The organism is Streptomyces sp. NBC_00464 (assembly GCF_036013915.1).
Taxonomy (GTDB): domain Bacteria; phylum Actinomycetota; class Actinomycetes; order Streptomycetales; family Streptomycetaceae; genus Streptomyces.
The window spans coordinates 1,264,176-1,277,653 of record NZ_CP107899.1 but is presented as its reverse complement, the minus strand read 5'-3'; the positions used below and the strand labels follow the sequence as shown (position 1 = coordinate 1,277,653).

At 69.9% G+C, this 13,478-nt stretch carries 11 protein-coding genes; 5 read left to right on the top strand and 6 right to left on the bottom strand.

The annotated features are described in order from the left end of the window. Positions 1-233: 233 nt before the first annotated feature. Entirely contained in the window at positions 234-1,409 is a 1,176-nt protein-coding gene (locus OG912_RS05450; protein WP_327708426.1) for a macrolide family glycosyltransferase, read from the top strand. 112 nt (positions 1,410-1,521) lie between these two features. Here OG912_RS05450 and OG912_RS05445 read toward each other — a convergent pair whose 3' ends face one another. The 3 genes from OG912_RS05445 to OG912_RS05435 form a co-directional block, all read right to left on the bottom strand. Next, positions 1,522-3,426, bottom strand: a complete 1,905-nt coding sequence (locus OG912_RS05445; protein WP_327708425.1) for an alkyl/aryl-sulfatase — start codon at positions 3,424-3,426, stop codon at positions 1,522-1,524. A 259-nt stretch (positions 3,427-3,685) separates the two neighbouring features. After that, complete coding sequence (locus tag OG912_RS05440) at positions 3,686-4,648, bottom strand: electron transfer flavoprotein subunit alpha/FixB family protein (protein ID WP_327708424.1); 963 nt, start codon at positions 4,646-4,648, stop codon at positions 3,686-3,688. A 57-nt stretch (positions 4,649-4,705) separates the two neighbouring features. Further along, entirely contained in the window at positions 4,706-5,491 is a 786-nt protein-coding gene (locus tag OG912_RS05435) for an electron transfer flavoprotein subunit beta/FixA family protein (RefSeq protein WP_327708423.1), read from the bottom strand. A gap of 110 nt (positions 5,492-5,601) precedes the next feature. Between OG912_RS05435 and OG912_RS05430 the strand changes: the two genes are divergently transcribed. Next, entirely contained in the window at positions 5,602-6,324 is a 723-nt protein-coding gene (locus OG912_RS05430; protein WP_327708422.1) for a TetR family transcriptional regulator, read from the top strand. A 125-nt stretch (positions 6,325-6,449) separates the two neighbouring features. Next, positions 6,450-6,851, top strand: coding sequence for a Zn-ribbon domain-containing OB-fold protein (locus tag OG912_RS05425; RefSeq protein ID WP_327708421.1), 402 nt, complete (start codon positions 6,450-6,452; stop codon positions 6,849-6,851). 24 nt (positions 6,852-6,875) lie between these two features. Here OG912_RS05425 and OG912_RS05420 read toward each other — a convergent pair whose 3' ends face one another. The 3 genes from OG912_RS05420 to OG912_RS05410 form a co-directional block, all read right to left on the bottom strand. After that, complete coding sequence (locus OG912_RS05420; RefSeq protein WP_327708420.1) at positions 6,876-7,520, bottom strand: response regulator transcription factor; 645 nt, start codon at positions 7,518-7,520, stop codon at positions 6,876-6,878. Further along, positions 7,511-8,626 carry a sensor histidine kinase gene (locus OG912_RS05415; protein WP_327713345.1) on the bottom strand — a complete coding sequence of 372 codons (1,116 nt, stop codon included), beginning with the start codon at positions 8,624-8,626 and terminating at the stop codon, positions 7,511-7,513. The genes OG912_RS05420 and OG912_RS05415 overlap by 10 nt, the downstream gene beginning before the upstream one ends. Positions 8,627-8,772: 146 nt before the next feature. After that, positions 8,773-9,438, bottom strand: a complete 666-nt coding sequence (locus OG912_RS05410) for a DedA family protein (protein WP_327708419.1) — start codon at positions 9,436-9,438, stop codon at positions 8,773-8,775. A gap of 464 nt (positions 9,439-9,902) precedes the next feature. Here OG912_RS05410 and OG912_RS05405 point away from each other — a divergent pair, with 464 nt between their 5' ends. Both OG912_RS05405 and OG912_RS05400 read left to right on the top strand, forming a co-directional pair. Further along, complete coding sequence (locus tag OG912_RS05405) at positions 9,903-12,614, top strand: cellulose binding domain-containing protein (RefSeq protein WP_443060945.1); 2,712 nt, start codon at positions 9,903-9,905, stop codon at positions 12,612-12,614. Between the two features lie 132 nt (positions 12,615-12,746). Further along, a complete protein-coding gene (locus tag OG912_RS05400; protein ID WP_327708418.1) occupies positions 12,747-13,325 on the top strand; it encodes a hypothetical protein in 579 nt (192 codons plus the stop codon). The last annotated feature ends 153 nt before the right edge of the window (positions 13,326-13,478 follow it).

Genomic DNA, 13,478 nt, shown 5'->3' with positions numbered 1-13,478 from the left:
TGTGCGGCGGGCCGTCCGGAATCGCCGAAACCCATGTGCGGTGGGCCCGGACACCGGTTATCGTTTTTCGCATGGCCTTTCAGCAGCTCTACGGCTGACGCGGGACGGGGCAGCCGCCCCGACCCCGTCCGGCATGCTCTGCGCGCGCCCACGACCCGGCCTTCCGGGCGGAGCGGTCGACGCGCGGGTTCGCCGTGTCCCTTTCGCCGCAGACCTGAATCGAGTGATCTTCCATGTCACGTCGCCGTGCCCACATCGCCATGGTCGGCATCCCCGCCGTCAGCCACGTACTGCCGAGCCTTGAGGTCATCCGTGAACTGGTGGCCCGCGGCCACCGGGTGACCTACGCCAACGACCCGGCGGTGGCGGACCGGATCGAGGCCACCGGCGCGGAGTTCGTCCCGTACGGCTCCTCCCTGCCGGTCGCCGACAACAGCTGGCCCGACGACGCCATCGGCGCGATGGGCCTCTTCCTCGACGACGCCGTCCAGGCCCTCCCGCAGCTGCGGGCCTTCTACGACGAGGACCCCGCGGACCTCTATCTGTACGACATCGGCGCGTACGCGGCGCGCGCGCTGGCCGAGTCGCAGAAGCGCCCCCTCATGCAGCTGTCCCCGACCCTCGTCGCCTGGGAGGGGTACGAGCAGGACGTGGCAGCGCACCTGTGGGCGATGCCGGGTGCCGACGCGTACCGGGCGAAATTCACCCAGTGGCTCGCCGGCTGCGGCGCGTCCACCACCGACATGGACGCCTTCTCCGGGCGTCCCGCGCACACCCTCGCCCTGATCCCCAGGGCGATGCAGCCGCACGGCGAGGACGTCGACACGGACACCGTGACGTTCGTCGGCCCCTGCTTCGCCGGACGCGCCGCCGAGCAGAACTGGACCCGCCCGGCGGACGCGGAGCGCGTGCTGCTGGTCTCGCTGGGCTCGGCGTACACCAACCGGCCCGAGTTCTACCGCCAGTGCCTGGCCGCGTACGGCGACCTGGCCGGCTGGCACGTCGTGCTCCAGGTCGGCCGGCACACCGACCGGGCGGAGCTCGGAACCATTCCGGGCAATGTCGAAGTGCACTCCTGGGTACCGCAGTTCGCGATCCTGGAACAGGCGGACGCCTTCGTCACGCATGCCGGTATGGGTGGCAGCGCCGAAGGGCTGTACACCGGAGTGCCGATGATCGCCGTCCCGCAGGGCGCCGACCAGTTCATGAACGCCGACCGGCTCGTGGAGCTGGGCGTGGCCCGCCGCATCGACACCGCGGACGCCACCGCCGAGGCACTGCGTACCGCGCTGACCGAACTCGTCGCCGACCCGGAGGTCGCCCGCCGCTCGGCGCAGCTGCGGGCCGAGGCGCGGGCCGAGGGTGGCACCCCGCGGGCCGCCGACCTCGTCGAGGAGCTGCTGGGCTGATCCCGCGGCGAGGGCGAAGCCGGGTTTCCGGTCGTTGCCCGCCGCAGCAGTAACTGTCGGGGCCCGCTGAGCCGTGGGCCCCGACAGTCGCGTCAGGACAGGAGTCCGACTGTTACGGCGTAATAATCGGGAAGTTGGGATCGAACGTGTCCAGCAGCCCGGCGAGCGTCTGCAGAGCGGTCTCGTCGCCGGCGAGCGCGATCTTCCCGCCCTTGGCCAGCTCCGGCGCCGCGGACGGCTTCAGCAGCGTACCGACCAGCGCGGCCTTGGGACCGGTGACGGTGAGCAGAGTGTCGGGGTGCGCCCCGCGACGGGCGTTCAGGACACCGCGGGCGACCCACATCGTCCAGGTCTCGTCGAGGTCGGTGAAGCGGAAGTCGATGCGCAGGTCGGCCTCCGCGGCCTTCTCGCCGATCAGATGTACGGCGGCGAAGTCGAAGAGGATGTCGATGGGCATGGCCAGGATGGTGTCCGGACTGGCGGTGGCGAATGTGGCCGGCTGGATTCCCTGACGCAGCTCCATGGCGGCGGTGAGGAAGATGCCGCGCCACTGCGGCCCCTCGGCCTGGTAGCCCATCTGCTCGTAGGCGTCGGCCTGGAGATCACGGGCGGCCTGGTTCTCCGGCTGGGCGAAGACCAGGGTGTGCAGGATCTGCGCGGCCCAGCGGTAGTCGGCGTCGGCCAGGGCGCGCCGCCCCTCATCCATGATCTTCTCGGCACCGATCAGGTCGACGAAGCGGCGGGCGGCCTCGACCGGCGGGTGGGGGTGCAGCGAGACCGGATCGCCGTCCCACATGCCGAGTTCCTTGGTGAACACCGCACGCACGTCATGGTGCAGGGTGCCGTGGTAGCCGCGGTTGAACCACTTGCGCCCCAGCTCCTCGGGCAACTCGATCTCTTCCGCGGCCTCAAGGGGGGTGTAGCCCTTGTTGGCCAGCCGCAGTGCCTGGTCGTGGAGGTACTTGTACGTGTCGCGCTGCGACTCCAGGAACGCCGTCACCTGCCCGTTCTCCCACACCGGCCAGGTGTGCGGGCCGTAGTGCACCTGCACGTCGTCGCCCCAGCGCTCCAGCGTCTCGTCGAGATAGCGGGCGAAGTTGCGGGCGTCGCGGGTCCGCGCGCCGCGCAGCGTCTGGATGTTGTGCAGTGAGTGGTTCGCATTCTCCGCGCAGGTCAGCGCACCGAGCTGAGGGATCCAGATGTGCATCTCCTCGGGCGCCTCCGTGTCGGGGGCGTACAGGAACTCGAACTCGAGACCGCCGAGATCCCGCTTCGCACCCGTCTCGGTGATGGCGTCGGTCGGCGAGATGTACGAGATCGTCACGCCGGGCACGGTGGCGATCCCGATGCCGCAGGTGACGCAGCCGCCCGGACCGGGGTCGAGAAGGCTGTTGAACGCGTAGGAGGCCCGCCGGGACATGGCGTTGCCGGCGATCACGTTCTCGCCGATCGCGTGCTTGTCGAACGAGGAGATGGTGCCCGGCGCGATGATCGGGACCTTGCCCGAGGCGACGTCCTCGGCGCTCACCACGCCCTTGACGCCGCCGTAGTGGTCGATGTGGGTGTGGGTGTAGATCACTGCCGCGACGGGCTTGTCGCTGACATGCTCGCGGATCATGCCCATGCCCTGGCTCGCGGCCTCGACCGAGGCCATGCAGTCGACGACCACCAGACCGGTGTCGCCCTCGATGACCGTGAGGTTGGCGATGTCGTTGTTGCGCACCTGGTAGACGCCGTCCACGACCTTGTACAGGCCGCCCTTGCGGATCAGCTGCGACTGGCGCCACAGGCTCGGGTGCACGGTGTCGGGCGCGGGGGCGTCGTCGGCGAGGTAGTCGTACCGGGCGGCATCGAAGATCACTCGCCCGTCCGTCGCGTACAGCTTGTCGGGCAAGGGGGCGATGAATCCCCGGTCCCGGTCGGTGAAGTCCTGCCGGTCGTCCATGTCGTAGCGGGCCACGGCCGCCTCGTTCGCCGCGGCAGTGGCGGGCGTGGCGCCTTTGGGCGTGTAGGTCATGACGAACAGCTCCCGTCCGTCGCGGCCACCGGCCGCTCACGCGGGACCGAAAGGGCTGCGAACATCGTCGATTCGTCCTCAGCCTTGTTCGGCTGCTCTCACCCGACTAGGTGAGCGAGTCCGAACGGGTGACGGGCAGGCAGGCGACGGACAGGGGGATGCGACGGGACAGGGGATGCGACGGGACAACAGTGCGGGGCCGCGCGGTGGGTTTCACCGTGCGGCCCCGGGCCGTTGGCCGTGCGTGCCGGCCGAGGGGTCAGCCCTTGCGGGCGGTGACCTCGTCGGTGAGCTGCGGGACGACGTTGAAGAGGTCGCCGACGACGCCGTAGTCGACGAGGTCGAAGATCGGGGCCTCGGCGTCCTTGTTGATCGCGACGATCGTCTTCGAGGTCTGCATACCCGCCCGGTGCTGGATCGCGCCCGAGATACCCGAGGCGATGTACAGCTGCGGCGAGACGGACTTACCGGTCTGGCCGACCTGGTTGGTGTGCGGGTACCAGCCCGCGTCGACCGCGGCGCGCGAGGCACCGACCGCCGCACCCAGCGAGTCCGCGAGCGCCTCGATGATGTGGAAGTTCTCCGCACCGTTGACACCACGGCCGCCCGAGACCACGATCGCGGCCTCCGTCAACTCCGGGCGCCCCGTCGACTCACGCGGGGTACGGGAGACGACCTTGGTGCCGGTGGCCTGCGCCGAGAAGGAGACCGCGAGGGCCTCCACGGCACCGGCTGCCGGAGCCGGCTCGACGGGGGCCGAGTTCGGCTTGACCGTGACGACCGGGATGCCCTTGGAGACACGGGACTTGGTGGTGTACGAGGCGGCGAACGCGGACTGCGTGGCGACCGGGCCCTGATCGCCGGCCTCCAGGTCGACGGCGTCGGTGATGATGCCGGAACCGATCCGGACCGCGAGACGGGCCGCGATCTCCTTGGCCTCCGCGGACGAGGGCAGCAGCACGGCGGCCGGCGACACCGCGTCGTAGGCCGCCTGCAGCGCGTCGACCTTCGGAACGACGAGGTAGTCGGCGAACTCGGAGGCGTCGGCGGTCAGGACCTTGACCGCACCGTGCTCCGCGAGCACGGCGGCGGTGTCCGCGGCACCGTTGCCCAGCGCCACGGCGACCGGCTCACCGATCCGGCGCGCCAGCGTCAACAGCTCCAGCGTGGGCTTACGGACCGCACCGTCCACGTGATCGACAAAGACGAGAACTTCAGCCATGGGACTTCAATCTCCTGCGATTGAACGAAGAAACAACGAAGGAACGCGCGTACGGGATCAGACGAACTTCTGGCCGGCCAGGAACTCGGCCAGAGCCTTGCCGCCCTCGCCCTCGTCCTTGACGATCGTGCCCGCGGTGCGGGCCGGACGTGCGGCCGCGGAGTCGACCGCGGTCCAGGAACCACCCAGACCCACCTCGTCCGCGTCGATCCCCAGATCATCCAGATCCAGCGACTCGACCGGCTTCTTCTTCGCCGCCATGATCCCCTTGAACGACGGGTAACGCGCTTCGCCGGACTGGTCGGTCACCGACACCACCGCCGGCAACGACGCCTCCAGCTGCTCCGACGCCGAGTCACCATCACGACGACCCCGCACGACACCGCCCTCCACGGAAACCTCGGACAGCAGCGTCACCTGCGGCACACCCAGCCGCTCGGCCAGCAGCGCCGGAACCACACCCATCGTGCCGTCCGTCGACGCCATCCCCGAGATCACCAGGTCATAGCCCGTCTTCTCGATCGCCTTCGCCAGCACCAGCGACGTACCGATCGCGTCCGTGCCGTGCAGATCGTCGTCCTCGACGTGGACAGCCTTGTCCGCACCCATCGACAACGCCTTGCGCAACGCGTCCTTGGCATCCTCCGGACCCACCGTCAACACGGTGACCTCCGCATCGTCCGCCGCATCCGCGATCTGCAACGCCTGCTCGACCGCGTACTCATCCAGCTCCGACAGCAGCCCGTCGACATCCTCACGATCCAACGTCAGGTCATCGGCGAAATGCCGGTCACCGGTCGCGTCGGGCACGTACTTCACACAGACAACGATCCTCAAGCTCACGCCGGCTCTCCCTGTACTTCGTGGTGTCTCTTCGGCGATCCTATGGTACCCAGTACCCTTCGTAAAGGTACCCAGTGCCGGATATGCGTTTCCGGTGCTACGTTTCCGGCATGACCGATGACCGCGGGCCGGCCAAGAAGCCCCCCATGCGTGACGTGCTTGCCGAGGCGGCCTTCGCGCTCTTCATGGAGCGTGGATTCGAGCGGACCACGGTGGACGACATCGTCGCCAGTGCCGGAGTGGGGCGGCGGTCCTTCTTCCGCTACTTCCCCTCGAAAGAGGACGCGGTCTTTCCCGATCACGAGCGGTGCCTAGCGGACATGACCGCCTTCCTGGAGGCCGCCGGCGAGGGCGACCCGGTGGAGGCGGTGTGCGAGGCGGCCCGGCTGGTGCTGCGGATGTACGCCGAGAAGCCGGAGTTCTCCGTGCAGCGCTACCGGCTCACCCGGGAGGTGCCCGGCCTGCGCACCTATGAACTGTCCGTCGTGCGCCGCTACGAGCGGACCATGGCCGGGTACATGGAGCGCCGGTGGTCCGGCGCTCCGGACGCTGCCCTGCGTGCCGAGGTGATCGCCGCATCGGTGGTCGCGGCGCACAACAACGGGCTGCGGTCCTGGCTGCGTTCGGGCGGCCGGGGCGATGCCGGCGCCGAGGTCGACCGGGCGCTCGAACTCGTCCGCGCCGTCTGGGGATCGGCGGCCGAACGCCCGTCCGCGCCCGCCACCGAGGACGACGTGATCGTGATGATCGCGCCGAAGGGTGCACCGATGTGGCGCGTCGTGCAGCGCATCGAATCGGCATTCGGCGAGGAACGGGGCACCACTGAGAGGTAGTTCACTCAGTGGTTCAACTCTTCTCGGCACTCAGTACCTTTACTTCATGGAACTAAGTGCCATACGGTGCCGAGGTGCCGTCGCCACAGGTGCGACGCACCGAGTCGAGCGCGGGAGGCCGAGACGTGTCCATCACCGGAATCGACGTGGAACCCACTGCTCGCGACGCAGCGGAGCCCCACAGCGCGGAGGGTCTGGTGTACCAGGTGTGCCGATGGTGCGGCACCGCCTCCTTCCGTAAACTCCTGTGCCCCGTCTGCGCGTCGAGCGATCTGGAGTCGGAGCAGAGCGACGGCCACGGTGTCGTCGTGCGGTCCAGTGTCGTGAACCGCTACTCGCGGGTCATGCGTAACGAGTCCCTGGTCCGGTTCCCCGAAGGCTTCGTGTACCGGTGCCGCATCGTGGGCGCGGCCCCGCACCTGGTGAGCGTCGGTGACCGGGTCCGGCCCGTCGGCGGCAGGACCTCCGAAGCGGGCGAAGTGGTACTCGAACTGTGCGACCCGCCCGGGATGGGCGACTGGTACTGACGTGAGCCGCCGGCGATGCCGCGCTCACGCCTCCAGATAGCGCAGCACGGCGAGGATCCGCCGGTTGTAGCCGGTGGTGTGCGCCAGCCCCAGTTTGTCGAAGACCGTGTTCAGGTTCTTCTCGACCGCGCTGAGCGAGATGTGCAGCTTCTGTGCGATGGCCGCATTCGTGTAGCCCTGGGCCAGCGCCTCCAGAACGGTGCGCTCGCGCGGTGTCAGCCGCGACAACGGGTCGCCGTGTGCGCTGCGGATGACCAACTGCCGTACGACTTCGGGGTCGAAGACGGCCCCGCCCGCATGGATCCGCTCCAGAGAGTCGAGGAACTCCTCCACCTGTGCGACCCGGTCCTTGAGGAGGTAGCCGACCCGTTCAGCGTTTGAGGCGAGCAACTGGGCGGCATAGGCGCGCTCCACGTACTGGGACAGGACGAGCACACCGACGTCCGGCCATCGACTGCGGATCTCCACCGCGGCGCGCAGGCCCTCGTCCTTGTGCGTGGGCGGCATCCGGATGTCTGTGACGACGATGTCCGGCGACTGCGCGGCCACCTCCGACAACAGGGCCTCGGCGTCGCCCACCGCGGAGATCACTTCGTGCCCCTCCTCGGTGAGCAGCCGGACCAGTCCTTCCCTCAGAAGGGTCGAGTCCTCGGCGAGAATCACACGCACGGCAGCTCCGCGGTCACGATGGTGGGGCCCCCGGCGGGGCTGTGGACGTCCAACATGCCGTCGAGCGCGGCGACCCGGCCGCGCAGCCCGGCCAGTCCGCTGCCGTCCGGGTCCGCGCCGCCGGTGCCGTCGTCTCGGACGAGCACGGTGAGAACCTCGTCCCGTCGTGTGACGCTCACGAGGATGTTTCCGGCACCGGAGTGCTTGGCGGCATTCGTCACGGACTCCGAGACGACGAAGTACGCGGCCGTCTCGACGGACGTCGGCAGCGGCCCGGACACGTCGTACGCCACCCGGACGGGGAGGGAGCACCGCTCCGCCACTCCGCCCAGCGCCTCGCGCAGCCCCAGGCTGTCGAGCGCCGTCGGATAGACCCGCCAGGCCACCTCGCGCAGTTCGGCGAGCACCTCGCCCGACTCCTTGTGCGCCTGTGCCAGGAGCGCGTCCGCCTGCTCGGCGTCGCGGGCGCGACGGGCCCGGCCGAGCAGCATCGCGAGCGCGACGAGCCGCTGCTGGACGCCGTCATGCAGATCGCGCTCGACGCGCTGCCGCTCGCGGTCCACCGCCCGCACCACCGCGGCGCGGCTCGCGGCGAGTTCACCGATACGCCGTTCCAGCAGTTCCCGCTCACCGGGCCCGAAACACTCCCGCGCGAGCCGGGCATCCAGCGCGGCGAGCGAGAACAGCCCCTGCACGTCCAGGAAGAGCAGCACGGAGCCGAGGGCCGCCTGGGTGAGCAACTCCTGCCAGCTCAGCGTCGACCGGGCGACCCCGGCCGCGAGCAGCCCGGCCAGCACGAGGCCGAAGAGCAGCAGCCCGGTCACCACCGCGCACAGCAGCCCCGCACAGGTGCGGGAGGCCAGATAGCGCAGGACCTGCTGGTCGGAGGCGCGGTGTTCGGGAAACCGGTCATGGAAGAAGAAGGACCGGCGCCATCGTTCGACAGTCGTCAGTCTTCTGGCCCCCGCGACCAGGAGGGCCCGCGCACGGCGGCGGGTGCGCGGCCACAGGAGGAAGGCACCCAGTAGCGCTCCGGCCAGGGCGAAGTAGAGGAGAGCGGCCAGCGCGGTCAGACAGCCGAGGAGTGCTCCCGCGACCCCGGACACCCGGCCGGCGAAGCGGCCAACACGTCCGGCCGGGGCGTCGGCCGGATGCGGAGAGGGGGGAGGAGCGAAGGTGTCTGCCGCATCGCTCGTCACGTTCACCGACCCTAGCGCCTTTCGTGTGAGTCGTGCCGGGCTCGCGTCGCACGTCAGGGGGTACGGCGGTGCTGGGCTCGCGCCCGCCCGGACCGGACGCGCACCACCACGTAGAGCGCGAGCGCCACGAGGACGAGCAGCAGTACGGCCTTGGAGAGGAATCCGACGTAGGTCTCCACCGTGTCCCACTGGTCGCCGAGCCAGTAACCCGCCATCACCAGAACCGAGTTCCACGCCAGACTGCCCACAGCGGTCAGCCCGAGGAACACCGGCAGCGGCATCCGTTCCAGGCCCGCCGGTACGGAGATCAGGCTCCGGAAGATCGGCACCATGCGCCCGAGCAGCACGGCCTTCGTACCGTGTCTGACGAACCAGGCCTCCGTGCGCTCCAGGTCGGAGCCTGTGACCAGCGGAAGCCGCGCCCACAGGGCATGCATCCGCTCGCGGCCGAACAGCATCCCGATCCAGTACAGGGTGGCCGCCCCGGCCACCGAACCCAGCGTGGTCCAGAACAGCGCCGATGCCAGCGAGATCACCCCCTGCCCCGCGGCGAAGCCCGTCAGCGGCAGGATCACCTCGCTCGGCAGTGGCGGGAAGAGGTTCTCCAGCGCGATGGCGAGGCCGGCCCCCGGCCCGCCCATGGTGTCGACGAGGCCGGCCGCCCAGCCGGCGATCCCGCCGGCGGGTTCCTGCGGCAGGGCGAGCATCACGGGATCCATGCGGGTCTTCAGACGGGGGAGGGCCGGGCCGGGCGCCACGACTCCCCGCCAACGCTAGAAACCGCCGGCCTGCGGCGGTATGCGGACAGCCGCCGTACTCGGTGCGGGATGACGTACGTCCGTACTGCGGTTTCCCGCAGGTTCGGGCCCACGACGGCGCCGGTCGGGTGGCCGCCCCTGGCGCTCCCCGCTGTCGGGTGCGCATCAACTGGTCGGTCGAGCACCTGACTTGGAGCCGACGGAGTCCGGACCGGCCGTCACCACTCCGCCGTTACGGGCGAATTACGTGAGGCTGCCGCAATGGTGACGGCGAGCCGGGCCCAAGTCATCCGATGAACCCCTGCCCACCACCTTCTCGTGGCGGGTTCGCGCCGCTACCATCGGGACGCGAATGGGAGCGCTCCCACATCCGCACCCGCCCCGTACCGCCGCTGTCGGCGGTCTCGTTCGGAGAGGACGTTTCCGTGCGCTCAAGCGCCAGACCCCTTGCCGCCCTCCTGGCAGCACTTGCTCTCACCGCCGGCTTGTTCGCCACTGGCGCCCCCGCATCGGCGCGAGCCAACGATGTCGCACCGGCCGCCGAAGCATCCGATGTGTCCCTGGCCGCGGACACGTACGACTGGAAGAACGTACGCATCGACGGTGGCGGTTTCGTCCCCGGCATCGTCTTCAACCGGTCGGAGAAGGACCTCGCCTACGCCCGCACCGACATCGGCGGCGCCTACCGCTGGGACCAGGCGGGCAAGCAGTGGACACCGCTGCTCGACTGGGTGGACTGGGACCACTGGGGCTGGTCCGGTGTCGTGAGCCTCGCCTCCGACTCGGCCGACCCGGACAACGTGTACGCCGCCGTGGGCACGTACACCAACAGCTGGGACCCGACCAACGGTGCGGTCCTGCGCTCCTCGGACCGGGGTGCCAGCTGGAAGGCCAGCACTCTCCCCTTCAAGCTCGGCGGCAACATGCCGGGCCGCGGCATGGGTGAGCGCCTCGCGGTCGACCCGAACAAGAACTCCGTGCTGTACCTGGGTGCGCCCAGCGGCAAGGGCCTGTGGCGCTCCACCGACTCGGGGGCGACCTGGTCGGAGGTGACGGCCTTCCCGAACCCGGGCAACTACTCCCAGGACCCCACCGACACCAGCGGATACGGCAATGACAACCAGGGCATCGTCTGGGTGACCTTCGACGAGCGCAGCGGCAGCGCGGGCAGCGCGACGCAGGACATCTACGTCGGAGTCGCCGACAAGGAGAACACCGTCTACCGCTCCACCGACGGTGGCGTCTCCTGGGCACGGATCGCCGGACAGCCGACCGGATACCTGGCCCACAAGGGGGTGCTCGACTCGGACAACGGATATCTGTATCTGACGTTGAGCGACACCGGCGGCCCGTACGACGGCGGCAAGGGGCGGATCTGGCGCTACGCCACCGCCACCGGTGAGTGGAAGGACGTCAGCCCGGTCGCCGAGGCGGACACCTACTACGGCTTCAGCGGACTGTCCGTGGACCGGCAGCAGCCCGGCACCCTGATGGCGACCGCATACAGCTCCTGGTGGCCGGACACCCAGATCTTCCGCTCCACGGACAGCGGGGCGACCTGGACGCAGGCCTGGGACTACAGCAGCTATCCGAACCGCACCAACCGCTTCACCCAGGACGTCTCGTCCGTGCCCTGGCTGACCTGGGGTGCCAATCCGACGCCGCCGGAGACCTCGCCCAAGCTGGGCTGGATGACGGAGGCGCTGGAGATCGACCCGTTCGACTCGAACCGGATGATGTATGGCACCGGTGCCACGATCTACGGCACCGAGAACCTCGAGAACTGGGACTCCGGCAGCCAGTTCAAGATCACGCCGATGGTGAAGGGCCTGGAGGAGACGGCCGTCAACGACCTGGCGAGCCCGCCGTCCGGAGCCCCGCTCCTCAGCGCGCTCGGCGACATCGGGGGCTTTCGGCACACCGATCTCGATGCCGTGCCGGACATGATGTTCACCTCGCCCAACCTCACCTCCACCACCAGCCTCGACTTCGCGGAGAGCAGCCCCAACACGGTTGTACGGGTCGGCAGCGCCGACGCCGCTCCGCACATCGGCTTCTCCACGGACAACGGGTCCAACTGGTTCCAGGGTTCCGAGCCCGCCGGGGTCACCGGGGGCGGCACGGTCGCGGCCGCCGCTGACGCCAGTGGGTTCGTGTGGAGCCCGGAGGGTGTGGGCGTGCAGCACACCACCGGGTACGGGAGTTCGTGGTCGGCGTCCACCGGGATCCCCGCCGGGGCGACCGTCGAGTCCGACCGGAAGAACCCGAAGAAGTTCTACGGGTACAAGGCCGGCACCTTCTACGTCTCCACGGACGGCGGCGCCACCTTCACCGCGAAGGCGTCGAGCGGTCTGCCCGCCGAGGGCAACGTCCGCTTCAAGGCCGTGCCGGGTACCGAGGGCGATGTGTGGCTCGCGGGCGGCAGCGCGACCGGGGCCTACGGGCTGTGGCACTCCACCGACTCGGGCGCGACGTTCACCAAGTTGTCCGGGGTCGAGCAGGCGGACTCGGTCGGCTTCGGCAAGGCGGCCGCGGGAGCCTCGTACCAGACGCTCTTCGTCACCGCGAAGATCGGCGGCGTGCGCGGTGTCTTCCGTTCCACGGACGCGGGTACGACCTGGACCCGGATCAACGACGACGCGCACCAGTGGGGCTGGATCGGCGCCGCCATCACCGGTGACCCGCGTGTCTACGGGCGGGTGTACGTCTCGACCAACGGGCGCGGAATCATGTACGGCGACTCCTCGGACAGTGACGGGGGCGGCACCGATCCCGGTACCGACCCGGGTACGGACCCCGGCAACCCGCCCGGGGACGCTGCCTGTTCGGTGACGTACAAGGTCACCAACCAGTGGTCCGGCGGCTTCCAGGCCGATGTGACGCTCACCAACACCGGGACCGCGGCCCTGGACGGCTGGCAGCTCGGCTGGACGTTCGCGGACGGGCAGAAGGTCACCCAGATGTGGAACGCGACACCCACGCAGGACGGGACGAAGGTGAAGGCCGCCGGCATCTCCTGGAACGGCAGGGTGGCGCCGGGTGCCTCGGTGGGCTTCGGGTTCACCGGCACCCTGACGGGGGGCAACACCGAACCGGCCGCGTTCGCCCTGGGTGACGAGGCCTGCACCACCGGCTGACCCACGGGCGCAGGAGGAACGGGGGGAGGGGCGGGCCGAGCGGGTGGGTCCGCCCTTGCCTTGCCGTGTCCCCGGCCCGGTGAACGGCGGCCTCACTGGCCCCGTACAGGTTCGTCGGCCATACTGCCCGCCGTGGAGCAGCGTATAGATCCGAACACTCAGCCCGCGTACGCCGCAGGGACAGACCCGGCGTACATCCCTGGTCTCACGGCCCCCCGAACCGTCACGAAGGCGGACGAGGACCCGGAGCAGACCGAGGAGCCGGCACCCGAGGGTGCCGCACCCGACGATGCCGTCGTGGAGGCCGCATTCGAGGATGCGGTGCCCGACGGCGAGCCCGCCGCCGAAACGGCGTCGGACGACGAGGAGGACGAGAACGAGGACGAGGACGGGGTGGTCGACGGCCCTTCGTCCGAGGACGGGGCCGCGGAGGGTCCGTCGTTCGAAGTGAGCGACCGGCGTGGTTCGATCTCCGCGGACCGGGAGGGCATCCGGTTCACGCTGGACGACCAGGAGGCCGACTTCCACTGGGACGAGATCGGTGCCGTCGAGCTGAAGCCGGCCCGTTTCGGCCGCCGGTTCACGATCACGGTCCACATGTCGACCAGGCGCTGGTTCAACGCCGAGGTCGAGGCGCCCGCCAGGAGCGACCTCAAGGAGTGGACGGAGGGCTTCGACGCGGTCCTGGACGCCTACTTCGAGGAGTCCTGAGGCTTGCGGGGGCGCGGGGCCCGTGCCGGGCAGCCCGGGACGGTGTCCCGCGCCGGCACGGGTGACCGGAGGCACGGAGAGACCGGCCGTCCTGCGACGGGCGGCCGGCTCCCCGGCGGACCGCCGGGAGGATCACATCAGGTTGTTGCCTCC

Excerpts from the sequence above, each read along its gene's own strand:
- OG912_RS05450 (WP_327708426.1), top strand. The coding sequence starts at position 234 with ATGTCACGTCGCCGTGCCCACATCGCCATGGTCGGCATCCCCGCCGTC.
- OG912_RS05445 (WP_327708425.1), bottom strand. The coding sequence starts at position 3,426 with ATGACCTACACGCCCAAAGGCGCCACGCCCGCCACTGCCGCGGCGAAC.
- OG912_RS05440 (WP_327708424.1), bottom strand. The coding sequence starts at position 4,648 with ATGGCTGAAGTTCTCGTCTTTGTCGATCACGTGGACGGTGCGGTCCGT.
- OG912_RS05430 (WP_327708422.1), top strand. The coding sequence starts at position 5,602 with ATGACCGATGACCGCGGGCCGGCCAAGAAGCCCCCCATGCGTGACGTG.
- OG912_RS05410 (WP_327708419.1), bottom strand. The coding sequence starts at position 9,438 with ATGGATCCCGTGATGCTCGCCCTGCCGCAGGAACCCGCCGGCGGGATC.